27 protein-coding genes are annotated in these 23,180 nt (G+C 57.8%); 4 read left to right on the top strand and 23 right to left on the bottom strand.

Features of this window, described 5'->3' with window-relative positions:
• Positions 1-69: 69 nt before the first annotated feature.
• The 3 genes from NST29_RS07130 to NST29_RS07120 form a co-directional block, all read right to left on the bottom strand.
• Positions 70-1,341, bottom strand: coding sequence for a Glu/Leu/Phe/Val dehydrogenase (locus tag NST29_RS07130; protein ID WP_033021167.1), 1,272 nt, complete (start codon positions 1,339-1,341; stop codon positions 70-72).
• Between the two features lie 338 nt (positions 1,342-1,679).
• Positions 1,680-2,270 (bottom strand): genetic competence negative regulator, encoded by a 591-nt coding sequence (locus NST29_RS07125; protein ID WP_061912312.1) that lies wholly within the window; start codon positions 2,268-2,270, stop codon positions 1,680-1,682.
• Positions 2,271-2,429: 159 nt separating this feature from the next.
• Positions 2,430-2,822, bottom strand: a complete 393-nt coding sequence (locus tag NST29_RS07120; protein ID WP_061912311.1) for a hypothetical protein — start codon at positions 2,820-2,822, stop codon at positions 2,430-2,432.
• Between the two features lie 43 nt (positions 2,823-2,865).
• On the opposite strand from NST29_RS07120, the gene NST29_RS07115 reads away from it, so the two are divergent.
• Positions 2,866-3,087: a manganese catalase family protein gene (locus NST29_RS07115; RefSeq protein ID WP_061912310.1), complete on the top strand. Its 222-nt coding sequence runs from the start codon at positions 2,866-2,868 to the stop codon at positions 3,085-3,087.
• Here the strand turns inward: NST29_RS07115 and NST29_RS07110 are convergent.
• The 5 genes from NST29_RS07110 to NST29_RS07090 form a co-directional block, all read right to left on the bottom strand.
• Positions 3,062-3,508, bottom strand: a complete 447-nt coding sequence (locus tag NST29_RS07110; protein ID WP_061912309.1) for a YpbF family protein — start codon at positions 3,506-3,508, stop codon at positions 3,062-3,064. The genes NST29_RS07115 and NST29_RS07110 overlap by 26 nt on opposite strands.
• Positions 3,509-3,591: 83 nt before the next feature.
• Positions 3,592-4,131 (bottom strand): LysM domain-containing protein, encoded by a 540-nt coding sequence (locus NST29_RS07105; RefSeq protein ID WP_061912308.1) that lies wholly within the window; start codon positions 4,129-4,131, stop codon positions 3,592-3,594.
• Between the two features lie 4 nt (positions 4,132-4,135).
• Complete coding sequence (locus NST29_RS07100; RefSeq protein WP_061912307.1) at positions 4,136-4,720, bottom strand: CPBP family intramembrane glutamic endopeptidase; 585 nt, start codon at positions 4,718-4,720, stop codon at positions 4,136-4,138.
• Entirely contained in the window at positions 4,704-6,212 is a 1,509-nt protein-coding gene (locus NST29_RS07095; RefSeq protein WP_061912306.1) for an ATP-dependent DNA helicase RecQ, read from the bottom strand. The genes NST29_RS07100 and NST29_RS07095 overlap by 17 nt, the downstream gene beginning before the upstream one ends.
• The gene (locus NST29_RS07090) at positions 6,197-7,246 is read right to left on the bottom strand and encodes a helix-turn-helix domain-containing protein (RefSeq protein WP_061912305.1); all 1,050 of its coding nucleotides are present in this window, start codon (positions 7,244-7,246) and stop codon (positions 6,197-6,199) included. Before NST29_RS07090 ends, NST29_RS07095 begins: the two co-directional genes overlap by 16 nt.
• Before the next feature lie 305 nt (positions 7,247-7,551).
• Between NST29_RS07090 and NST29_RS07085 the strand changes: the two genes are divergently transcribed.
• The 3 genes from NST29_RS07085 (at position 7,552) to serA (ending at position 10,299) form a co-directional block, all read left to right on the top strand.
• Entirely contained in the window at positions 7,552-7,800 is a 249-nt protein-coding gene (locus NST29_RS07085; RefSeq protein WP_011231729.1) for a ferredoxin, read from the top strand.
• 217 nt (positions 7,801-8,017) lie between these two features.
• A complete protein-coding gene (locus tag NST29_RS07080) occupies positions 8,018-8,521 on the top strand; it encodes an inorganic diphosphatase (RefSeq protein ID WP_033021150.1) in 504 nt (167 codons plus the stop codon).
• Positions 8,522-8,724: 203 nt separating this feature from the next.
• The gene (serA, locus tag NST29_RS07075; RefSeq protein WP_061912304.1) at positions 8,725-10,299 is read left to right on the top strand and encodes a phosphoglycerate dehydrogenase; all 1,575 of its coding nucleotides are present in this window, start codon (positions 8,725-8,727) and stop codon (positions 10,297-10,299) included.
• Between the two features lie 193 nt (positions 10,300-10,492).
• Here the strand turns inward: serA and NST29_RS07070 are convergent, their stop codons facing one another.
• From NST29_RS07070 to NST29_RS07000, 15 genes are all read right to left on the bottom strand, one after another.
• Positions 10,493-11,305, bottom strand: coding sequence for a histidinol-phosphatase (locus NST29_RS07070; protein WP_061912302.1), 813 nt, complete (start codon positions 11,303-11,305; stop codon positions 10,493-10,495).
• Between the two features lie 398 nt (positions 11,306-11,703).
• Positions 11,704-12,825, bottom strand: coding sequence for a GerMN domain-containing protein (locus tag NST29_RS07065; RefSeq protein ID WP_231559842.1), 1,122 nt, complete (start codon positions 12,823-12,825; stop codon positions 11,704-11,706).
• Complete coding sequence (gene sigX, locus NST29_RS07060; RefSeq protein ID WP_033021249.1) at positions 12,794-13,339, bottom strand: RNA polymerase sigma factor SigX; 546 nt, start codon at positions 13,337-13,339, stop codon at positions 12,794-12,796. Before sigX ends, NST29_RS07065 begins: the two co-directional genes overlap by 32 nt.
• Positions 13,340-13,532: 193 nt before the next feature.
• A complete protein-coding gene (locus NST29_RS07055) occupies positions 13,533-14,249 on the bottom strand; it encodes a hypothetical protein (RefSeq protein ID WP_033021140.1) in 717 nt (238 codons plus the stop codon).
• Positions 14,242-14,730: an ECF transporter S component gene (locus tag NST29_RS07050; protein WP_033021138.1), complete on the bottom strand. Its 489-nt coding sequence runs from the start codon at positions 14,728-14,730 to the stop codon at positions 14,242-14,244. The genes NST29_RS07055 and NST29_RS07050 overlap by 8 nt, the downstream gene beginning before the upstream one ends.
• Positions 14,727-15,305: a cob(I)yrinic acid a,c-diamide adenosyltransferase gene (locus NST29_RS07045; RefSeq protein ID WP_033844084.1), complete on the bottom strand. Its 579-nt coding sequence runs from the start codon at positions 15,303-15,305 to the stop codon at positions 14,727-14,729. The genes NST29_RS07050 and NST29_RS07045 overlap by 4 nt, the downstream gene beginning before the upstream one ends.
• 18 nt (positions 15,306-15,323) lie before the next feature.
• A complete protein-coding gene (locus NST29_RS07040) occupies positions 15,324-15,740 on the bottom strand; it encodes a bifunctional adenosylcobinamide kinase/adenosylcobinamide-phosphate guanylyltransferase (RefSeq protein WP_033844085.1) in 417 nt (138 codons plus the stop codon).
• Complete coding sequence (locus tag NST29_RS07035) at positions 15,674-16,324, bottom strand: histidine phosphatase family protein (protein WP_339232853.1); 651 nt, start codon at positions 16,322-16,324, stop codon at positions 15,674-15,676. The genes NST29_RS07040 and NST29_RS07035 overlap by 67 nt, the downstream gene beginning before the upstream one ends.
• The gene (locus NST29_RS07030) at positions 16,282-17,070 is read right to left on the bottom strand and encodes an adenosylcobinamide-GDP ribazoletransferase (protein WP_033021123.1); all 789 of its coding nucleotides are present in this window, start codon (positions 17,068-17,070) and stop codon (positions 16,282-16,284) included. The genes NST29_RS07035 and NST29_RS07030 overlap by 43 nt, the downstream gene beginning before the upstream one ends.
• Positions 17,067-17,624 (bottom strand): bifunctional adenosylcobinamide kinase/adenosylcobinamide-phosphate guanylyltransferase, encoded by a 558-nt coding sequence (locus tag NST29_RS07025; protein WP_033021121.1) that lies wholly within the window; start codon positions 17,622-17,624, stop codon positions 17,067-17,069. Before NST29_RS07025 ends, NST29_RS07030 begins: the two co-directional genes overlap by 4 nt.
• Positions 17,621-18,691, bottom strand: a complete 1,071-nt coding sequence (cobD, locus tag NST29_RS07020; protein WP_033021119.1) for a threonine-phosphate decarboxylase CobD — start codon at positions 18,689-18,691, stop codon at positions 17,621-17,623. Before cobD ends, NST29_RS07025 begins: the two co-directional genes overlap by 4 nt.
• A complete protein-coding gene (cbiB, locus tag NST29_RS07015) occupies positions 18,648-19,619 on the bottom strand; it encodes an adenosylcobinamide-phosphate synthase CbiB (RefSeq protein WP_033021116.1) in 972 nt (323 codons plus the stop codon). Before cbiB ends, cobD begins: the two co-directional genes overlap by 44 nt.
• Positions 19,616-21,091: an adenosylcobinamide amidohydrolase gene (locus NST29_RS07010; RefSeq protein WP_033021115.1), complete on the bottom strand. Its 1,476-nt coding sequence runs from the start codon at positions 21,089-21,091 to the stop codon at positions 19,616-19,618. The genes cbiB and NST29_RS07010 overlap by 4 nt, the downstream gene beginning before the upstream one ends.
• The gene (locus NST29_RS07005) at positions 21,088-22,101 is read right to left on the bottom strand and encodes an iron ABC transporter permease (protein WP_108209755.1); all 1,014 of its coding nucleotides are present in this window, start codon (positions 22,099-22,101) and stop codon (positions 21,088-21,090) included. Before NST29_RS07005 ends, NST29_RS07010 begins: the two co-directional genes overlap by 4 nt.
• 7 nt (positions 22,102-22,108) lie before the next feature.
• A complete protein-coding gene (locus NST29_RS07000) occupies positions 22,109-23,068 on the bottom strand; it encodes an ABC transporter substrate-binding protein (protein ID WP_033021111.1) in 960 nt (319 codons plus the stop codon).
• Between the last annotated feature and the right edge of the window lie 112 nt (positions 23,069-23,180).

Raw genomic sequence — 23,180 nt, 5'->3', positions numbered from 1 at the left:
GAAGCAAAAAATCCCCTATCTTATGATAGGGGATTTCGCGAAAGCTTGCAAACGTCAACGCTCGCCGCGTCATACCCAACCGCGGAATCGGCACGCTTCCGCCATTTTGCGGACGCCGACCATGTAAGCGGCAAGGCGCATATCGACGCGGCGCGTTTGCGCCATTTCATACACGTTGTTGAACGCTTTGACCATCACTTTTTCCAGCCGCTGCTCGACTTCCTCTTCCGTCCAATAATAGCCTTGGTTGTTTTGCACCCACTCGAAATAGGACACCGTCACGCCGCCAGCGCTAGCGAGCACATCCGGGACAAGCAAAATACCGCGCTGCGTTAAAATTTCCGTCGCTTCGAGCGTCGTCGGCCCGTTCGCCGCTTCGACAACGATGCTCGCCTTGATGCGCGGAGCATTTTCCGCCGTAATTTGGTTTTCGATGGCCGCCGGCACTAAAATGTCGCAATCGAGTTCAAGCAGCTCTTTATTCGAAATCGTGTTTTTAAACAGCTTCGTCACCGTGCCAAAGCTGTCGCGCCGCTCGAGCAAATAGTCGATATCGAGCCCGTTCGGGTCGTACAGCGCGCCGTACACATCGGAAATGCCGACCACTTTCGCTCCGGCGTCGTGCATAAATTTCGCCAAATAGCTGCCGGCGTTGCCGAACCCTTGAACGACGACGCGCGCCCCTTCAAGCGATAAGCCGCGTTTTTTCGCCGCCTCGCGGATGCAAATCGTCACCCCTTTGGCCGTCGCCGTTTCCCGGCCGTGCGAACCGCCCAAGACAAGCGGTTTTCCGGTAATAAAGCCCGGGGAATCAAACTCGCGGATGCGGCTGTACTCATCCATCATCCACGCCATAATTTGCGAGTTCGTAAACACGTCCGGCGCCGGGATGTCTTTCGTCGGGCCAACGATTTGGCTGATGGCGCGCACGTAGCCGCGGCTTAGCCGCTCCAGCTCGCGGAACGACATCGTGCGCGGATCGCAGACAATGCCGCCTTTGCCGCCGCCATACGGCAAATCGACGATGCCGCATTTTAAGCTCATCCAGATCGATAGCGCTTTCACTTCGCGCTCCGTGACTTCCGGGTGAAAACGCACGCCGCCTTTCGTCGGACCGACCGCATCGTTATGCTGGGCGCGGTAGCCGGTGAAAATTTTCACTGTTCCGTCATCCATGCGCACCGGAATGCGAACCGTCAACACGCGAATCGGCTCTTTTAACAGCTCGTATACTTCCTCTGGATAACCGAGCTTCTCTAACGCTCTATGTATAACAATCTGTGTCGACGCCAGCACGTCGTATTGTTGTTCCTTTTCTTCCGTATGCTTATCGGCTGCCATACGTAAACCTCCTATAAGCTCGCTAGAATAGTTTGTCGCCTTCCATGTCATAGTATACACCTTCTGTGAGCGGATGCAAAGGAAAAATCATAAGAAAACAGCAAGCGTTCCTCGCGACATTATTTACGGCTGGAAAATTTACGGCTGGAAACCTTCTAAGGTGCCCCCATCAGCTTTCATCAAGCGGCAGGCCAACGATGACGCGCTTCCTTGGCCCATTTTCGAATTCGGGTGTTTTTCGGCCGGCGCAACATATCGCTCGAACAAAGCCGTGAGCACGTATAACCGTCACGAAAAAAGGGCCTCCCGATCCTTTTTGGGACACCCTCTTGCCCGCCTCAGTGGGCGCGAAAATAACGGACGAGCTGCTCGATGGTGCGGTGTTCGATCAGCCGTTTTCCATACTCTTGCACACGGTGTATCGTAATCGTGGCCGGATTGCCGAACTCGGCCAGCAAGGCGACAAAGTTATCGAGCGGAATGGGAGGCTCTTGTGGAACATGCAAGTAAAAGCGGTCTTGATACGAATAAAGCGCGCCGTCAAGGCAGCCGACCGCATGCAGGCGATGAGCGAGCTGGATGACATCTTCGAACGATTGAAATTCGTAAAATATGTCATCGCTCTCATCGAGCGTTACTTGCATTTCGATATAATCGTCGGCGAACTCTTCTTCCATGTCATCGTAGTCGCCTTCGTTCGTAACGATAACGACCATGCCCTGCGCCGGTAAAGAGTACACTTCGACCGCGATCGATCCGTTCACTTCAAAGCCGAGCTCTTCGCTTGCTTCCTCGATCATATCGCGGAACAGCTGATGGACTTTCAACGTGTCTTTCCATAAATCGTCTTTGGTCAGCCCGCGGTCCAACAAATCGTCGAATGTCAGGAAAATTTTTATCTTGTTGTGGGTCAAGCGCTCCAGACGCATCGGCAACCCCTCCTTACCTACAGAGCCATCTCTTACCGTTATTGTATGTCGGAACTGGCAATTGGTTCGTTTGTTGTTATTAATGAGTTTACATCGTTTCCCGGGTTTTAGACAAGCATTTTTTCTCGGTTGCTCCCCCGATAACCATACTTCCTCCTGCTAAAGCCGGCCGTCTTCAAGCAGCCGGCGTCCTCGTAACGTCATCATACCATAAAAGAAGGAAAAAGCGAAAAAAAGCGCCGCCAGCCGCCAATGAAACTGAAACACCCAGTAAAAATGGCTAAGCGCCGCTATGCTTATCAACCACTCACCAATGCGAACCCGCCGTCCGGCCAACCAACTCACCGCCCCGATCATCGCCCGGCGAAGCAGCGCGCCGTTCGCAGCGACCCCGAGAAAAAAACAGCCGAAAGCAAGCCATGATCTTAACGGGGAGAACAACAGCTGCGTCCAAAACAAAGTGGGAGAAAACGGCTCTAGCGGCGGGAGCCAATGCAAAAACAAGTAACTGCACAAGACCGCGACCATCGACGTCATCCATAACCGGCGCATAACGTTCCTCCGCGATTTTCTTGCACACAAGGGGGAACGAATGATGTGGATGTATGAAAACAAACTGCAATATCCGGTCCGCGTCAGCACGTGCAACCCGCGGCTCGCCAAATACTTAATCGAACAGTACGGCGGAGCGGACGGAGAGCTCGCTGCGGCGCTTAGCCGTTTCCCGCGCTCGGCCACAGTTCCGGCCGCCAAGCGCCGACAGCGGGGCCCAAGCGGACAGCAGGAGAAGATCAGCGATGTTCGTAATAGAGATTGATGTCATATTCGCGCTTCATCCATGCAAACACCTGATGGCGCTTGTTCCATTGTTCCTCCTCTTTCCATAAATCAATGCTTTTTTGGATAATTTCACAGCGGAGCGCGTGAAACTCCTCTTCCGCCTTTTCACTTTTTCCTTTATAATAAACAGCCGCCCAATACAAGGTACATAGAAAAAGAAGGAACGATACGTGAACGGGCGCGGCAAAAAACCATGCGAACCGCTCGCTCCATGTGCCAAACGCCGCCCCGTTGAGCACTATATAAAGAGAGAAGACAGCCAAGCCGGCAAAAGCCGCCACCTGCAAGAGCAATGTTCTTTTTTTTAAATATTCCCACTTTCTTTTCCGCTCGATGACCGCGAGCAACATTTCTTTCGTCACTTCGTCAAGGGAAAATTCAGCGGGAAAATGGGCCATGGCGCTCCCCCCTTCCTTGTCCTCTCTATTGTCCATCCTATGCAGCAGCAAATGAGGGTAGAACCGAAAGGGGGACGCCGGCCCTAGTTTTCTGACGGCTGCTCCTCCTGTTTTTCGGCGAGCGGAATGCGCAACGTCTGTCCCGGCTGCAGCCGGTTTGAGGACAACCCGTTTTCCTTTTTGATCATGTCCATGCCGCTTGGCGTCCCGTAATATTTCATGGCGATGCTGTAGAGAGTTTCATTGGCCGCCACGACGTGGGTGATCGTCTTGCGGTTGCCGGCTGAGCCGCCCCGCTGCTCGCCCGCCGGTCGTTCATCCTGCCTTGCCGTTGACGGAGACAGGGTGTCTTCGTTGTCCGTTTCGCGAATGATGCGCACCGTCTCCCGGCTGCTGTTTTCGTCATGGCGGACGATCGCCACCGTCCCCGACTCGGATTGGACGTGATGAAGCGCGAGCACCGCCGCCGGCAGCGTCAAAAACAGAAACATCAGCAGGCGAGCAGGGATGTATTTTCGTTTTTGTTCTTCTTTTTGCCGCCGCCGTCTCAGGCGGGAAGACGGCGCACGTTCCTCCGATTCCGACCGCCGTGTTCGGGCGGAGCGCTCCGGTGTCCGTTCCATCGCTTCACTCCCTTTCCTCCATCCCCCGGTGTAAGCGAATTTCGAGGGCAAGCACAACGTCAATCAAAAAATGGGCCGTGACGGGAACCCATAGACTGCCGGTTTGCTCGTAAAGCACGCCAAGGAACAAACTGAGCAGAACGACCAGCAAAAACAAAAACCATTTTTCTAAGTAGCGAACATGCAGCAGCGCAAAAATGGCGCTCGCCGCCCAAAGCCCCCCATGCGTCTGCACAACACCGCGAAACAGCCACTCCTCCGCCAGCGCGATGAGCGCACATAAAAAAACGATGTGCGGAACCGACCGCCGGCGGAAAATTTTTTCGTTCACCCCGCCATCGTCATACCAGTCATTAGGCAAACAGCGCATGGCCCAAAACTCGACAGCGAGCACCGCCGCCGCTCCGCCCACTCCGTAGATCAAGACATCGTCCGCAGCAAACCGCCAAAGCCGGCGCCATTCGGCCCCGTCAAACAACAACAGCGAAGCGATGCCGGCAGCCGCCAGAAGCAGCGCTTGCGTCAAGTAAAGATGAAACAGCACTTCGCGTTCGGTCATATGACGAATTTGTTCACTTTGCCGCTTCATGGGGAGGCCTCCCGCCAAAAAATAGATTCCACAGCTCCTCGCGCCAATCGCGAACAAAAACGGCCGTCTGACGGCTCTCGCGGCCTACATAGTCGTCGAGCGACAAGCCGCAGCGGTCGCAACAGCGGTCCGGGCGGACGGCCAACTCTTCGCCGAACGCATGAACAAGGCGGGAGCGGCGGCACGAAAGCTCGTGCACCCATCCTTCCATCTCCCGGACTTTTTTCCGTTTCCACCGGCGCCGCTCTTCCACGGCGGCCGCCACCCGTTCGCCAAGCAGCGCCGGCGCCCCAAAGACGAGCGACTGCTCCCGTTCTAAAACGTACGATAAAAGCCGTTTTTGTATGTCGGTAAACCGACTCGTTTCTACCCATACACGAAAACGATCCAATCCCGCCCCTTCCGGCAGCCGACGAAACCACTCACGCAGCTCGTGCGGATGGGGAAGCTCCGCTTCGGCCACCGCTTGGGCCATCGCTGCGTCGCCATCGGCGTAAAACAGCACAGCCAAACTGGGCGCGCCGTCACGACCGGCCCGCCCGATCTCCTGCACGTACGCTTCCAGCTGCGCCGGCATATGAAAATGCAGGACAAAGCGGACATTTTCTTTATTGATGCCCATGCCAAATGCGCTCGTGCAGCAGACGAGATCCAACTGGCCGTGCAAAAATTGCTGCTGCACGAGCAGCCGCTGCTCCCCATCCATGCCGGCGTGATAGTAAGCGACCCGCCCGGCCCCGCTCCGTTCGAGCCGCCGCGCGATCTCTTCCGCCCCTTGCCGGCTCGAGAAGTAGATGATGCCCGGGCCTTTGAGCCGCTGCGCGTATTCGATGATCCGCTCCGCCTTTTCTTCCGGCGAACGGCAATGCTCAACCTTTAAGGCGATGTTCGGCCGATCGACAGAATAAATGTGGCGTCTAGCCTCTCTCATCCCGAGCGTGCGGATGATGTCGTCGCGCACTTGCGGCGGCGCTGTCGCGGTCAGCGCCAGACACGGAGGGTTCCCAAGCGCGCGACGAACGTCCCCGAGCTTTAAAAAGTCGGGACGGAAATCATAGCCCCATTGCGAAATGCAGTGCGCTTCATCGACGACAAAGAGCGAGACAGGCGCGCGTCGCAGCGCGGCCAAAAACGAAGCCGACTGGAGCATCTCCGGGGAAGCGTAAATAAAGCGAAAATCGGCCAGCGAAGCAAGCGCCTGCCCCTTTTCCTCCTCGTCGAGCAGGCTGTGAAAGGCGATAACTCGCTTTTCCCCGCGCCGGCGCAGCTGTTCGACCTGATCTTCCATGAGCGACACAAGCGGGGAAACGATGAGCACCCGGCCGGGCCGCACGTAAGCCGGCAGCTGATAACAAAGCGACTTGCCGCTCCCGGTCGGCAGCATTGCCAACACATCGCGCCCGGCCAGCACATCGTCGATCACTTCCCGCTGCCCCGGGCGAAACGAATGATGTCCAAACTGCTTGCGCAGCGTGTTCACGATTTCATCCAACGTCCCACTTCCTTTGCCAATACAAGACGAATTTCAAAATAGCTGACCGCTCCGCCAAGCGCCTCGCGAATTTGCTTTAGCTTGCGCGTTCCGAGCGTCTTGGCCGCCGCCTGAACCGCCGCGGCTTTCTCGGCGGCAACAAACGGGGCGATCGAAAAAGCGGGCACATTGGCGGCGATTTCGACAAGATGGTCTTCAATCGTGCTCCGCTTCAAACGGCGAATGGCGGCGATTTCCTCGATCGTTTTTCCTTTTTGCAGCCATTCGTACGTTTTTTGCGCCGATTGGGTCAACGCCACCGGCGCCAAGCCGTCCATCAGCTCGGCCAGCGCTGGGGAGCGCCCCGCTTCCGCCTCTGCCATGATGTAATGAAGCGCATCGCGAAATAGAAATTCGACATACAGCGCCTCTTTTTGCAGATGGGCGGCGATTTGCTCGGCCGTCCAGCCGATGCGGTCCGCGCTCGTCAACCGCAGCGTAAACACGATCGCCGCTTCTTCTGAAACGGCAGCAAGCAGCTGGAGAAGCTCTTCGTACAACTCTCTCGCCAGCGCGACGCGGCCGCCTTTATCCATCAAGTAGCGCTTCACCCAGCGAAGCGTCCGTTCATCGCGGCAAATCGGCGCAAACCGCCGGCCGGCGTTTAAGTTCGACAACGTCTGTCCAATGAGGGAAAGCCGCTGCCAAAACGGCAGCTCCACCTCGTGGTAGCGCCAGCCGTTCATATGACGGGGAAAAAGCGCCTCCCGCTCGGAAAGCCACTCCTCCCCCGCTTCGGTCAGCCGGTACGCCCGATCCCCGACCGCCATGGCGAGCCGCTGTTCAGCCAGCCAGCCCGCCGCCGCTTCAAGCGAAGACATCGTCACGTTTTTCCACACGCCAAAAAACGGTTCAAGCTGAAACCATTTGCTGTCTTGGAGTGTCTGCGCCGATTTTTTTCCCGAAAATAAATGATACGAAGCCGCCAGCGTCCGCTCACCGCGAAACTGGCGAAGACACCAAGCGAGCAAAAACGACGCATAACTGTGCTGCATGGCCCTTCCTCCCTGCCTTTATTGTAGCAAAAAAAGCGGGCCGATCGGCAAAAAATCGCGTCGTTGACATTTCCACCACATGATCACAAAAATGAACCTCTCCCACCTACCTTCCATTTCGAGGTGGGAGACTTCTCGGTGAATGTGTTAAAGAAGATGCATATGTGTAAAAATACAAGCGAGCGATTTTTTTTATTGAAAAGCCGGCGGGACGGTCTTATTATAAAAGTGAAACGTTCATTTCCGAGCAGGCAACACGGAGATGGCCCGTCCGTTTCCAATAAACTTGGGGAGGTTCGATGTTTATGCCAAAGTATACGATTGTGGATAAAGAGACGTGCATCGCCTGCGGAGCGTGCGGCGCCGCCGCCCCGGACATTTACGATTACGACGAGGACGGCATTGCCTACGTCACCCTTGACGACAACCAAGGGATCGTCGAAGTGCCGGAGATTTTGATTGACGATATGATGGATGCCTTTGAAGGCTGTCCGACCGAATCGATTAAAGTCGCGGATGAACCGTTTGATGGTGATCCGAACAAATTCGATTGACATTTATGGTGGGCGGAATCGCGTCTTTCTTGCAAAGGCCTGTGGATCGCCCCCTCTTGCCGTGGCGGCAGGAGGGGTTTTTTGATGCCAGCGTGAAAAAATGGCCTATCACAAGTGGCGCATCTTGAGCGAACGTGCTACAATAAAATTGGCTTGTCCGCCGCCGACCGGCGGACAAGCTTTCATGTATACATAACGAACAAGGGAGGAACGGGTCATGGCATTCGAAAATAAAATTGTCGAAGCGTTTATCGAAATTCCAACCGGCAGCCAAAACAAATACGAATTCGACAAAGAGCGCGGCATTTTCAAGCTCGACCGCGTTCTGTACTCACCGATGTTTTATCCGGCCGACTACGGCTACTTGCAAAATACGCTGGCGCTCGACGGCGACCCGCTTGACATTTTGGTCATCACGACAAACCCAACGTTCCCGGGCTGCGTCATCGACACGCGCGTCATCGGCTATTTGAACATGGTCGACAGCGGCGAAGAGGACGCGAAATTGATCGGCGTTCCGGTCGAAGATCCGCGCTTTGACGAGGTGCGCTCCATCGAAGATCTTCCGCAGCACAAACTGAAAGAAATCGCCCACTTCTTTGAGCGCTACAAAGACTTGCAAGGCAAGCGGACGGAAATCGGCACATGGGAAGGCCCGGAAGCCGCGGCCAAACTTATTGATGAATGCATCGCCCGCTACAATGAACAGAAAAACCGATAATCAACCTGCGAATATTTGTTATTTCCGAACAATTTTGCCCGTATCGTTTGATATGGGCGCTTTTTTTTGTGAAACCCGAACATTTCTTTTGTAAAAAAACGTTTTCATTGGTATGACTTCTTTTTTCCCCATTGACAGAAACCGCTTTCCCGTGTTAAATTATCAGAAATTTAACATCCTTGAAACAGAAAGGGGCACCGACTGTGTTTCGCGTACTTGTTTCCGACGCCATCAGCGAAGAGGGGCTGGCGCCGCTCCGCGCATCGGCGCACATTGACATCGTGCAAAAGAACGTGAGCGAAGCGGAAGAGGAATTGCACACATTTGACGCTTTGCTCGTGCGCAGCGCCACCAAAGTGACCGAAAAACTATTGGAAAACATGCCGAACTTACAAATTATCGGCCGCGCTGGTGTGGGCGTCGACAACATTGATGTCGATGCCGCGACGAAACGCGGCATCGTCGTCATCAATGCGCCAAACGGCAATACGATTTCGGCCGCCGAGCATACCTTTGCCATGATGGCCGCGCTGGTCCGCCGCATCCCGCAGGCGCACATTTCCGTCAAATCGCGGGAATGGAACCGCTCGGCGTTTGTCGGCAATGAGCTGTTTGGCAAGAAATTGGGCATCATCGGCTTCGGCCGCATCGGTTCGGAAGTCGCCAAACGGGCGCGCGCCTTTGGCATGAGCGTGCACGTGTACGACCCGTTTTTAACAAAAGATCGGGCCGAAAAACTCGGCGTCTCCATTCATTCGCTCGATGAAGTGCTGGCTTCCGCCGACATCATCACCGTCCATACACCGCTGACAAAAGAAACGCGGGGACTCCTTGGCGCGGACAACTTGGCGAAAACGAAAAAAGGAGTCTATCTAGTCAACTGCGCCCGCGGCGGCATCATCGACGAGCGAGCGCTCATTCCATTTTTGGAAAACGGCCATGTCGCCGGCGTCGCCCTCGACGTTTTTGAACAAGAGCCGCCGGGCGATCATCCGCTGCTTTCGTTTGACAATGTGATCGTCACGCCGCATTTAGGGGCGTCAACGGTCGAAGCGCAGCTGAACGTCGCCACCCAAGTCGCCGAAGAGCTGCTCCACTTTTTTGAAGGACGGCCGGTCACCTCGTCGATCAACTTGCCGGTGTTGTCGAAAGACGTCTATGAAAAAATTCACGCATTCTATCATTTAGGCCGGAAGCTCGGCTTGATCGCCTCACAGTTTATGAACATCCCGGTGCAAGAGCTGTCGGTCACCTACGCCGGCACGGTCGCCGATCTCGAGACGACGTACATCACCCGCAGCCTGCTTGCCGGCTTCCTGCGGCCGCGCGTCGCCTCTACGGTCAACGAGGTGAACGCCGCCATGATCGCCAAAGAACGCGGCATCACATACGGCGAAAAATTTTCCGATGAAACGCACGGCTATGCGAACTGCATTTCCCTCACCGTCCACGGTGAAAACAAAACGTTCACCATCAAAGGAACGCACGTGCCGAACTACGGGGACCGCATCGTCCACTTTGACGGCGTCGCCATCGACTTTGCCCCGGAAGGACATCTGTTGTACATTCAGCATCATGACCGGCCGGGAATGATCGGCAAAGTCGGGAACGTGCTCGGGGCGCACGATGTCAACATCGCCACCATGCAAGTCGGGCGGCAAGAGGCCGGCGGAAAAGCGATGATGATCCTCTCGCTCGACAAACCGGTGGATGAGGCGGTGTTACACGCACTGGCGCAAATTGATGATATTGAGACCGTCAAACGGCTTGAGGCGTAGCCATAAAAAACGCAGGCTTCAAAATTCGGAAGCCTGCGTTTTTTTGTTCGTTTGCAACGCCAAACGGTGAGAAGGCGTCCACCGCCCCCAGTTGAGATTTCCCTTGCAAGCCGCCGCACATCCAGCCGTCCGTCCATGAAAAACGCAGGCGCCAAGAGATCAGAAGCCTGCGTTTTTCGCCATATCGTTTCACTTAACCGAGCGGCACCGCCTTCCGCTCGCCTTTCGAGAACGTCATGAGCTCGGTATAGCCGATGCTGCGGGCGAGTTCCACCGCTTTGTCAAAATCGGCACCGACATGTTCCGGCACGTGCGCATCGGACGATAATACGATCGGAATGCCTTTGTCATAGCACATTTTCAACAAGCGCGGATCCGGATACAGTTCGCCGACCGGTTTGCGCAACCCCGCGGTGCTGATTTCCACACACGTTTTCGAATTGGCGAGCGCGGTGGTCGCTCGGTCATATTGTTCAAGCAAAAACTCCTCGTCCTCGGGGACGTACTTGAAAATTTTCACCAAATCCAAGTGGCCGATAATATCAAACAAATTTGACTCGGCGAGCGTCACGACTTGATCGAAATATTTGCGATATGTATCGTACAAATCGCGCCGCTCCCACTCGTGGCGGTACTCGACTAAATCGATGCCGAAATCGTCGACCCAATGGATCGAACCGATGACATAGTCAAACTCGTACGAGCGGATGAAGGCAGCCATTTCCCCATGTTTGCCCGGCTTATAGTCCATCTCGATCGACATCTTGACATCGATGCCCGCATCCCATGCTTCGTGAAACAGGCGGACATAATCGGCCATATCGTAGCAGCGGCGCGCTTCGACCCACGGGTTCGACAAAATGTTTTTTGTCTGATAAAAGTGATACGCGTGCTCAGAGATGCCGAAGTGCTGAATCCCTTTCTTGGCTGCCTCATCGGTGAACTGGCGCAAATAATCGAGCGTCAACGTCCCCCGCTCCAAATGGTTGTGATAATCCGTCAACATTTCCGTTTCCCCTCTCTTGCTGTTTTTCTCATTATAACGCAGCAACGCAAGAAAGGACAACCATTGGTTGAATATTCAGGCTTCAGCCGTTGGCGCCGATGAGAAAAAGCAGGCCGACGCATGCCGCTACGCCGGCGACCGCTAAAATTCGTCTTGTCACATCCCCCATGGTCATCCCTCCTTTTTCATCCCCTGCTCCGCATGCTGGCGCGGACCGAAGCTCCCCGCAACGGCTAAGCCGCCTCCTGCGCTCAAAAAGAGGCTTGGCAAATCGAGAAGAGAGCCGCGCGGTGACGACCTCTTCCTCTCACACCATATAAGTCTTATGTCAAAACGATCGGCGCTAGAACAGAACCGCGCCGCCATTTACAAAACGATAACAAAACAGCGCCACCCCGCTACCGCCCTGCTGCCGCCACTACTTCCGAGTTCGGCCCCGGCGGCACGGCGATTCGCTCTCCAAGCCGATACGAACCAAGGGAGGAACGGCCAGCGGCGGTCAGCGTCACGTCATGTATTCCAAACTCTTTCGCCGTCAGCAACATCGCTTCCACCATGCGCGCTGCGTCTTGGGTGTCAAGCGAAACGGACACGCGGAGGCGGATCGTCGCGTGGCGTTCATCCACCTTCACTCCGGTGATCTCTACCCCTTGCGGAACAGCCGGTTCCAGCCCGCTTCCCCCCGGCTTGGTCATCCGCTGCAGCGCCTCAAGAAGCGTCGAGGCTCCGCTCGGGGCTGGAATGAGCACGACGGCTGGAAACGAAGACGTACGGCTAATATAATACATTCGTTTTTGCCCGCCGATTTTTGACAGGTGCAACCGCCCCACCGCCGGCAAATTCAATCCTTCTTTCCCGGCGGTGAAAAAGTGGAGGCGCCGTCCGCCCATTTGCCGCACCGTCTCCGTCACCGCCGCCAAAAAAAGTTGCTGTTCTTTGCCGCTGGCCGCAAACACACGATGCCCGGCCGGAACGTCCACCGCCCATGTGCGCCCGTCCTCCGCTTCCGGCACCACGGTAACGCCATCAAACCAGCGGGCCGCATCGCGAAGCCGAGTGCGGCTCAATTCATCGATGGCAGCCGCCACCCGCTCCGCCGGGGCAAGCCGGTCATCGAGCGGCACCGCGACCGGCACCACAAAACCGCTGCGCCGGTCGGGCAAGGCGATCACCGCCACGGTTTCGTTTTGTTCCGCCGCCTTTGAAGCCGCATCCGCCGTCATCATCATTTCCGTCGGCGCCGAAGCGCTATTGGTCGGCGTCATTTCCGCCGGCGATGCGGCCTTCTGTTTCTCCTCCTGCTCCGGCGCGATCCACCGATGGCCACCGAGCGCAACGGCGATCAGCACCGTCGCTACCGCCGCTGCCGCGCGCCACCGACGTTTCCAGCGCGCCTGCTGAGCGCGCCGCCATTGCTGATAAACGTCTTCTTTGGAACGGCGGTCTTTCACGGTCGGCATCTGCTTTAACCCATGTTCAATGCACTGCTCACTCCACTGAAACTTTTTCACATGCCCCACCTTCCCGTTCCGCCTCTTCCTCCATATAGTGCTTCAGCGCCTTCAAGGCGCGGTGCTGTGTTGTCTTCACCTTGCTTTCCGTCCAGCCGAGCGCTTCCGCCGTTTCGGCGATCGACAACGACTGGATAAAACGAAGCACTAGCACGAGCTGCTGATCGAGCGTACAGCGGGCCAAACAACGGTACAGCTGCTGAATTTCCTCGTTTTGAATGGCGAGTTCCTCAGGCTGCGGACCATCCGCACTGATTTGTTCCTCGCTCCAATCCGCTGCCCCCACCCACTGACGGCGGCGTTTTTGCTTGCGGAAAAAATCGATCGCCACATGGCGCGCAATGGACAGCAGCCACGTTTTTTCGCTGCATTGCCCTTGAAACCGCTTATATGAGCGAAGCACTTTGACGTAGACTTCTTGGACTAAATCTTCGGCCTGCTCTCGATTCCGCACCATGTAAAACAAAAAATTAAACAAGTCATCGTGATATTTTTCATACAACTGCTCAAAGACGGGGTCCATCGTTTCTCTCCCCCTATCTTCCCCATGGACCGCGGCCATTCGTCTGCTTTTGACCATCGGGCTGCTCCCGTACGAAAGCGGCGGCATCGCCTTGTTCCGCTTGACAGCCGAACCAAAAAAAATCCCATTATCTTCATGATAACGGGTGACGATGAAAAAGAAAACCACTTTTTGCACAGAAATGGGGGCATGGCTACCGTTCGGCAAACAACGGGAAAAAGAGCCGCCCAGCTTGCTGCTTCAGCTTCGGTTCGCCGGCTGGGTCATAGCTGATCAGCACGGCGGTGGCCGGTCCCCCGGATGAAAAAAGCGACAGTGGACACGAACAACTGCGGAAGCGGAGGCGATTGGCGGCCAACAGCCCTGTCCATTCGTAAAAAACGCCTTTCGATCCGATCGGCACGAGCTCATACACATAGGGCGAAACAAGCAGCTCGGCGAAAAGGGAAAGCGGCAGCACCCATTCGGGTTGGGCCAACACCGCAGCCCCGACGAGCGGGCGGCCGATCACGGCAAACCGCGCCGTCTCCGGCGTCATCCCGATCCGCTTTCGCTGGCTGGCCACCGTCCCGAGCGCCGTCACGCCAAGCGCCGACTGTACGGTTGGAAAGTTGGATTCCGTACTGCCGGTGATCGGAAGGGAAAGAGCGAGCTCTCGGCCTGCTCGCTCAACACCGCGGCAAAGCGCCTCCCAACGGTCGTCGGCGATGAAATTTTGCAGCACGACCGCCCTCGCTTCGGCCCCGACGCTCAACAGCTCCAGCAAAGCGACGCGGGCGGCGAAATAGGCGACGACATCAGTCGGAGCAGACACGACATCGCCCGGCTTGTCTCCAACCGCCGCTGAACCATCGGCGGCAACAGCCAACTCCACGCCGTCCGCCAGCGGTAGAAACAGCACATCACGCATGCGGCACTTTCCCCCTTGCTTTTCCCGCGACACGCTCGACAGACGGGATGACCGCCATCGCGATCAAGACATTGATGAGCGCCGCTATCGACAGTGGCGGAATGACCGCCAACACGAACGACCAACCGAACGAAGCGGCCAGCGGCAACGGGGCGAAACAAGCGTTGCCAATGATAAAGACCGCAGCGCTTCCTATTTTCCAGCCCCGCTGATAGAGCAAGGCAAACAGGGCGCCAAGCGCGGCCATTTCCAACGCAATCAGCCAATGAAACGGTCCGAGCGGCCAACCGCCGAGCCACGCGGAAATCAAATGCCCGATTCCCGCCACCGCCGCCCCGGCACGCGGACCGAGGATGGCTGCGGCGACAAGAGCCGGAGCGCTGTCTAAGGCGATGCTGCCGACAAACGTTGGCAGCTTGATGAACGACCCGACGGCGGACAACGCCAAACAAACGGCCAGCCATGCCAAGCGACGGCTCATGGTGTCTCCTCCTTGTCGCGAAACACGATGGCGCTTCGTTCGTACTCGACATCGTTCACCCCTAGCCGCGCATTCACAACCCGCGCGGCAGCGAACAAATAGTCGGATAGGCGGTTCATATATTTGAGAACCACATCGTTGATCGGCTCGGCTTTTTGCAAAGAAACGATGCAGCGCTCCGCTCTTCTCGTCACGGTGCGCGCCATATGAAGCGCCGCTGCCCCCTTCGACCCGCCCGGTAAAATGAATTTTTGCAACGGCGGCGCTTCTTGGACATACGCGTCGATGCGCGCCTCCAAACGAGCGACCATCTCATCGTTCACTTTATACGGCAGCTTGCCGTTGACAATGGCTAAGTCGCCGCCGCAGTCAAACAGCTCATGCTGGATCGTTTGCAGCTCGGCGCAAAGGTCGCGAAACCGTTCATCGTCCACAAGCAAAGCCAACGCCCAACCGATCACCGAATTGGCCTCATCGATCGTCCCGTACGCCTCGACGCGCAAATGGTCTTTGTCGACGCGCCCGCCGACTAGACTCGTTTTTCCTTGATCTCCTGTCCGTGTATACAGCCTCATTCGCCCTCTCCCCTTTCCTTATTTCAATCGTTCAACCAGCCCGCACCAAAGTCGGTCAACGCGGCTGCACATAGCGGCCAGCCGTTGGTAACAGAGGCCGACCGCATCACGCCAACGCCGCTCTTCCCTATCGACAGGGACGATGCCTTGCGTCACATCGGTGCCGATCCAAACGACGGCGCGGCCGGGTGCCGCCGCCTCCCAGCGCCGCCAGTCGCCAAAGCGCTTCTCCCATTCGTCCACATCCGGAACGCGACGAATGGCGGCTTCGAGCCCGTCAAGGACGACTGTTTTCGCCCCGTGGACATCATCGGGCGCTTGGTATGGTGCTTGATAGCCGTCCTGCCATACGATGTGGCTGCCATCGCCTACTCCGTACCGTTCCCGCACCCATTTTCGCTTTCCTTGAAACGCACCGCCGACAACGAAATGCATCGTTTCCCCTCCTTCCAACGCTCAAGCGTTGATTCCAACGTATAGCCCCCGGCAAACGGCGCCTCCCATTCCCAAAACGGGCGAAGAGCCGGCGCATACCGCTCCAGCAAAAGGCGGATCGGGCCGCCGTGAGTGACAACAACGACATGGCAAGCCCCTGATCGTTCGGCCAAGGCAAGCGTCTTTGCGAGCGCCTGCATGATGCGCCTCTGAAACTCGGCATACGATTCACCGCCGGGCGGGGCCGCTGCTTCGGGAGACTCCAGCCAGCGCCGATACGCACGGTCGTCTTTCAAGTCCGCAAACGTCCGCCCTTCCCAAGCCCCGAAGGACAGCTCACGCCATTCCGCGGCGCACCAATCCGCCTCCCGTCCCGGAAACAAGCAAGCGGCCGTCTCGCGGCAGCGGCGAAGATCGCTGCCCACTAACAGATCGAGCGGAGCGAACCGTTCTGTGCGCAGCCGGCGAAGCCGCTCGCGCTCCTCGGCCGCCAGCGGAACATCAAGCCAACCGATGTAAGCGCGGCGCCGGTTTTCCTCCGTCATGCCATGCCGGATGAGTGTAAGAGCCAAATGACGCCCCACAGCACCGTTTCCCCCCCTTCAATGAACGCGCCAAGCACATCGCCGGTAATGCCGCCAAACTGGGTTTCCGCCCAACGCCGAGCCGCCGCCACCAACAATCCGGTCGCCGCCAACAACGCCAAGCCGGTTGGGAGCGGGACAGCGCCGATCGCCGCCAATAACGCGAGCACGAACAAAGCAGCCATCAGCGCGCCCACCGCATCGCGCCATGAACTGTATTCGCGGAGCGAAGCCGCCATTCCTGTCGGCTTTGCCAGCTTTGCGACGACAAGAAGCGAGGCGGCGCCAGCCCGCGATAAACAAGGAACCGCCACCAACAGCGCCCATGGGACACCGGTTTGCAGCGATTCGTACAAAAACAGCCAACGGAACGACAGCACGGTGAAAAGCACGAGCACCGCAAATGCGCCGACGCGCGAATCGGACATAATTTCTTGCCGCCGCTTCACATCGCGGTAGGAAAAAAACGCATCGCCGACATCCATCAGCCCATCGGCGTGCAGCCCTCCGGCCAGCCAAACGCCGAGCCAAAGAAGGAGAAACGACCAAAAAAGCGGCGAACCGAAGGAAAGCGACAGATAAAGCGCATACAGCGCAGCCGAACATGCGCCGATCAGCCCCCCGACCAACGGCATGCACCGCACGAGCCAACGGACGTGCCACTCATTCCATTCGACGGCGCGCCGGATCGGAAAGACGGTCAGCAGCTGGAGCGCCAGCCGCCAACCGCTCCACGCCCTCTTCATTGCGGCCACCGTCCTTTTTTCACGCGCAGAAGGCCGCATTCGACTACAGCGGCCGCCCCGGCAGCGGCAACCAACTGCTGATGAAGCCACCCAAGCGTTTTCATGTAGCGAAACGTGCCCTCATCATCCGGCACCCCGCCGGAAAACAGCTCATTGGATACGACCACCACCGCCCGGCACCGTCCGGCCCACGCCCGCACCTCATCAAGCAGGCGACGGGCGGCTTCGTCAGCCGTTTTCATCGTTTTCCAATCATCTCCTACAAACAGTTCTGCCGCCCACCAAGTCGTCAAACAATCTAGCAGGACAACATCGTCCGCCCGCAAAGAAGCGGTCAGCCCCCGCGATGAAAACGGGACTTCCCACACGACCCACCGCGCCGCGGTGGCCGCCCGCCGCTCTTGATGACGGCGGATGCGCCCAGCCATTTCTTCATCGTCCGCCGGCGCAGCGGCGATATAATGAATCCTTCCGACAGGAGCGAGCCGGATGGCGCATGCTTCCGCAATCTCGCTCTTCCCGCTCCGCACCGCGCCGCTCACAAAAACGATCAACCGTCCCACCCCGCCAACGCTTCAAGCAGCTGATCGTTTTCCACCTGCGTTTTGACAGCGAAGCGCAAGTAGCGCCCATCCAAGCCGGGAAAATTCATCGTATGGCGCGGAACGATCCCGCGCTCCAACAGATGCCAAAACAGCTCCATTGTCCGGCCGGACAGCGGCCGCAGCAAATAAAAGTTGACGGCCGACGGCAACACGCGATACCGATTCAGCGGCAGCGAGCGAAACACCCGCTCCCGCTCGGCGGCGATCCGCTCTTTCGTCCAAACGGCAAACGACTCCATCTCCATAAAGCGAAGCCCGAGCTGCTGGGCGACGCGGCTTACGCTCCATGGCGGCTGCCGTTTCCGCAGCGAGGCAATGACCGCTTCATCGGCTGCCACATAGCCGAGGCGCGCCCCGGCCAAGTGGTAGATTTTCGTCAGCGAGCGAAGCACGATCAAGCGGGGGTAGCGGTCCAGCCAACGCACCGCTGTAAATCCGCCGCACCAAAACGGGTAAAACGCCTCATCCACGATGATGTACGTTCCAGCCCAATGGGCGGCGGCAATGAGGGCGTGAAGATCCCCCTTTGAGAGCACCGTTCCCGTCGGGTTGTTCGGATGGCAAAGAAACACCGCTTCACGCTCAGCCACCCACGCAGCCGCTTCGTCAAGATCAGGCAAAAATCCGCGGCTTTCCTCCGCCATCAATGACGTCACTTCGCAACCGTAAGCAAGAGAGGCGCGCCGATATTCAGAAAACGCCGGCTCCAAGACGCCGACGCGGCGGCCGGCAAACATGGCTGCCAACAAATACACCGCCTCCACCGCCCCGTTGGTGACAAGCACTTGCTCAGGGCGAATGCGCTCTCGCTCAGCCACTTTCTCTTTGAGCGCTTTGGCTTCCGGATCGGGATATTCGCTCGCCCAACGCGCCCAATCTTCTCCGGTCGGCCAGGCGGACGGCGGCAACGCGTACGGGTTCGTATTGACGCTGAAATCGATATACTGATCGGGGGGCTTCAGTCCGCATTGCTCATAAAGCGCGCGCGGATTCGCCCCATGCGCTGGCCATGGCAACGATCATCCCTCCTATCCATAATAAAAACGCGAACACGAGCACGGTCCCGATCATGATCGCGACCGCCCGGCGAATGTGAGCGGGACAAAGCGGCACCACCGCATCGCCGAGCGTCGGCCGGACGGAAACAAGGCCGCCGTATGTATTCGTTCCACCAAGCTGCACGCCAAGCAGACCGGCCATCGCCGCTTCCAGCCACCCGCTGTTCGGGCTCGGATGGCGGCGGGCGTCGCGAAACAAAATCGCCAGCGCCGCACGGAGGCGGCGCCCGCCGAAAACAAGCACCATCACGAGCGCCGTCAGCCGCGCCGGAACATAGTTCAACACATCATCGAACCGGGCAGCCGCCCAGCCAAATTCGCGATACTTCTCGTTTTTGTAACCGATCATGGAATCGCACGTGTTTACCGCCCGATACAACAAAGCGAGCGGGGCGCCGCCAATGGCGGCGTAAAAGAGCGGGGCCGTGATGCCGTCGCTCGTATTTTCCGCCACCGTCTCGATGCAGGCGCGAGTGATGCCGGCTTCATCGAGCCGCTCGGTGTCGCGGCCGACGATCATCGACAGCGCCTGGCGCGCCTTGGAAAGATCGCCCGCTTCAAGCGGCCGACGCACCTCTTCCGCCGCAACAGCCAAGCTTTTCGTGGCAATGGCGGTGAAAATGAGCACCGACTCGACCGCCACCCCTACGTACAGAGACACCGCATACCCTGCCGCCACCGCGAGCGCCGACAGCCCGTAAACAACAGCCAACACGACGACCAAAGCCGCTACCCCTTTCGCTTTTCTCTTTGTTCCGTTATTCCAGCGGCGATCGAGCGAAGCGATCAGTTTTCCCATGCCTCGCACCGGATGCGGAAGCCAGCGCGGGTCGCCCACCAGCGCATCCAAAAACAAGGCTAACGCCAATGCCGTCAAATGGGTCATCGCTTTCCCCTCCGCCGCTCGTAGCGATCGAGCGCCTCGATGGTCGCTTCATACACAAGCCGGCCAAGCGTGCGGCCAAGCTCGGTCGCCGTTCCAGCGTAGGGAAACGACCGCCCTGTTTGCGTCGCCGCCACCGCCAGCGAGTCGGTCGATGTGCCGGTAGCCAGCGTTCGCGTTTCCGGATCGCAAACCGACCGCTCGGCAAGCGCCTTCGCCTTCGCCTCCGTCGCCGTCATCACCGCTTGCACGAACGCCGCTTCCGTTAGCGTCCCATCGACGACAATGATCATATTGATCGTTCCCGGCTTCGCGGCGGCCGGCTGATGCCGCCACGCTCGGGCCGCGTCGACCGCATTGCCGACGCCGGCGGTGACTAACACCGCGGCCGAACACCCTTTCCTTTCCTCTTGAAGCCAAACGGCGTCATGGACATCGACGGCAGTCATCATGCCGATCGTCCGCTCCGGGGAAAAGCCGTGCCGTTTCAAATAGCGGCGCATCTCCTCTTCCGCGTCGCCGCAGTCGTAATCCAGCCCGACCTGGCGGTTGACGAAATGGGTCGCCCATTGAAATCCGGCGCCAACCAAAGCGGACGACAAGACGCGCAGCGGCCTTGGTGAAGCAAGAACGACCGCATCGGCCAAAAAAACCGGGCGCAGCCCACCGAGGAGCGGCGTTTTCTCCTCGCGATGTTGCGGCACAAACGAAAACATCGGCTTGGCCGCCGCTGGATGCGCTTGGCGCACGACCGGAGCGGCAAACACGTCATTCAGCAGCGCTGGCGTCATGACGTCCGCCGGCGCGCCGAGCGCGGCTGTTTTCCCGTCCTTTAAAACGAGCACCCGATCGCAATACAGGCTGGCGACGTTCATCTCATGAAAGACCGCGACCACCGTCAAACCGCGGGCACGAGCCGCTGCAGTAAGCCGGTCCAAAAGCCGGACTTGCCCGCTTAAATCCATATGGTTGGTCGGCTCATCCAACAAGAGCAGCTGCGGCTCTTGAGCGAGCGCCCGCGCCAAATAAGCCCGCTGCCGCTCGCCGCCGCTTAACCGCTCCAGCGGCGCATCCATTTTGTGGGCGAGGCCGACAACGGCGAGCGCCTCTTGAACGGCGGCTTCATCTTCCGCCGTCCACGCTGGAAGCAAGCCGCGCTGATGGGCGTAGCGGCCGAGCGCCACCGTTTCTTTCACCGTATAGCCGTGCGCCGTTTCCAACGTTTGCGGCAGGACGGCGGCCAAGCGCGCCCACTGTTTTGTCGACAATTCGGAAAGCGGCCGACCGCTGATGGCAATCTCGCCGCTTGCCAGCGGCAGCTCTTTGCTGATGAGCTTGAGCAATGTCGTCTTGCCGCTGCCGTTCGGCCCAATGATGCCAAACAGCTCCCCTTTCTCCACGGAAAACGTCACCCGGTCAAGCACTTGAGTCGTCCCGTATCGGTGCGACACCTCTCGCACTTGCAGCATCGTCATCCCAACTTTCGCTTCGTTTTTCGGAAAAACAAAACGGCAAACAACGGAGCGCCGACGAGCGAAGTGATGACGCCAATCGGCAGTTCGCGCGGCTCGATGATCGTCCGCGCCGCCAGATCGGCGAACACAAGAAACGCCCCGCCGTACAAGAGCGATAGCGGCAAAAGCACCCGGTAGTCCGGCCCGCATAAAAGCCGCACGATGTGGGGAACGACAAGCCCGACAAAGCCGATCGTCCCCGACACCGACACCGCCGCTCCGGTGAGAAAGGCGGCCGCCGTCAAAATAACGATTTTCCGGCGCGCAACGTCAACGCCGACATGAAGCGCCACCGCTTCGCCGAACGCGAACGCGTTCAACTCGCGGCCGTTGGCGATCAACACCACGGCACCGATGAGGAAAAACGGAAACAGCAATCCACTGTATTTCCATCCGCGCATCGCCACGCTTCCCATCAGCCAAGAGATGATTTGCCGCAATTCGTCGCCGGTCAAAGCGATCATGAGCGAAATGAAGGCGCTAAAAAAGGCCCCGAAAATAATGCCGGCTAAAATGATCGTCTCCACCGCCATCCGCCGATCGACGGCGCGGGTGAACGCCAAGACGGCCGCAAGCGTCGCCATGCCGCATAAGATGCTGACGATCGGCAGTGTAAACGTGCCGAACAACGGCCATTGCCAGCCAAGGAAGATCACGAGCACCGCGCCGACTGACGCGCCGGATGAAACACCGAGCGTGTACGGGTCGGCGAGCGCGTTTTTCAAAAGCCCCTGAAACGCCGCCCCAGCCAGCGCCAACGAAGCGCCAACCAAAAAGGCGAGCACGACGCGCGGCAGGCGGATCGCCATCACAATCGGCACCCAGTCGGAAGGAACGTCCGACGAGAGCGGCATTCCGAGCCATTGCGACGCGAGAATCTCGATAATAGAAGAAAAGGGAATCGACAGCGACCCTGTCGATACCCCTGCGAGCAGCGAAAATACAGCCGCCGTAACGGCCATGATATACATCGGTAGTTTACTGAAACACTTCCGGGTAAATGGCTTTGGCAAGTTCCTCGACCCCTTCGGCGAGGCGCGGACCCGGCCGGCTGACCAAATCGGTGTTGACATCATACACCCGCTTGTTTTTCACCGCCGGCACATCTTTCCAAGCCGCGCGCTCGAGCACTTGTTTCGCCCCGCCGTATGTCGTGATGATCACATCTGGCTTATAGGCCACCGCTTTTTCCTCGGTCACCATCGGCCAGCCTTCCAAATCGCCGGCGACGTTTTTGGCCGCGATCACTTGCAGCATCTCATCCATAAACGTTCCTTTGCCGGCCGTATACAGCTGCGGCGGCGGCGACACTTCCACCCACACATTCGCCCGCTTGTCCGCCGGAATTTGTTTCGCTTTTTCTTCGATTTGCGAAAGCTTTTCTTTCATCCCTTCAATCACTTGCTTCGCTTTGTCCACCGTTCCTGTCGCTTTGCCGATGAGCTCGATCGAGGCGTACACATCCGCAAATGATTTCGCATCATTGACGACAAGCACAGTGATGCCGGCGTCTTTCAATTGCTGCAAGCCATCGCGCGAGTTATGGGCGCTTGACGCATGAGCTAAGACGAGATCCGGCTTCAACGAAAGAATTTTCTCAACGTTAAACTCCATGCCGCCGATTTTCGTTTTCGTCTTGACGTCTTCAGGGTAATTGTCAAAATCGCTGACGCCAACGATTTTTTCACCGAGCCCTAACGCGTAGGCGATTTCCGTATTGCTCGGGATGAGCGAAACGATCGTTTTCGGTTCCGCTTTGATGGTGACCTCTTCCCCCAAGCCGTCTTTCACCGTCACCGGAAACGCCGATTGTTCCGCTTTCGGCTCCTCTTTTTTTGTCGGCTGGGCGCTGCTGCCCGCTCCGCTGCTGCAACCAACAAGCATAGCGGCCAAAAGGAGGAGAGCAGCGAGCGCCGCAGACCATTTCCAACGCTTCATCCGTACGTCCCCCCTTCAATGATGTATGGACAATAAAAAAACGCCCATTCCGTCCGGTCGGGGAATGAGCGGGAAACAGACCACCAATGGGCACAACTATGCCCTATGCGAC

Source organism: Geobacillus sp. FSL W8-0026, from assembly GCF_037966255.1.
Lineage (GTDB): Bacteria > Bacillota > Bacilli > Bacillales > Anoxybacillaceae > Geobacillus > Geobacillus icigianus.
The sequence above is the reverse complement of the archived record's forward strand: the minus strand, read 5'-3'. Positions and strand labels throughout refer to the sequence as shown.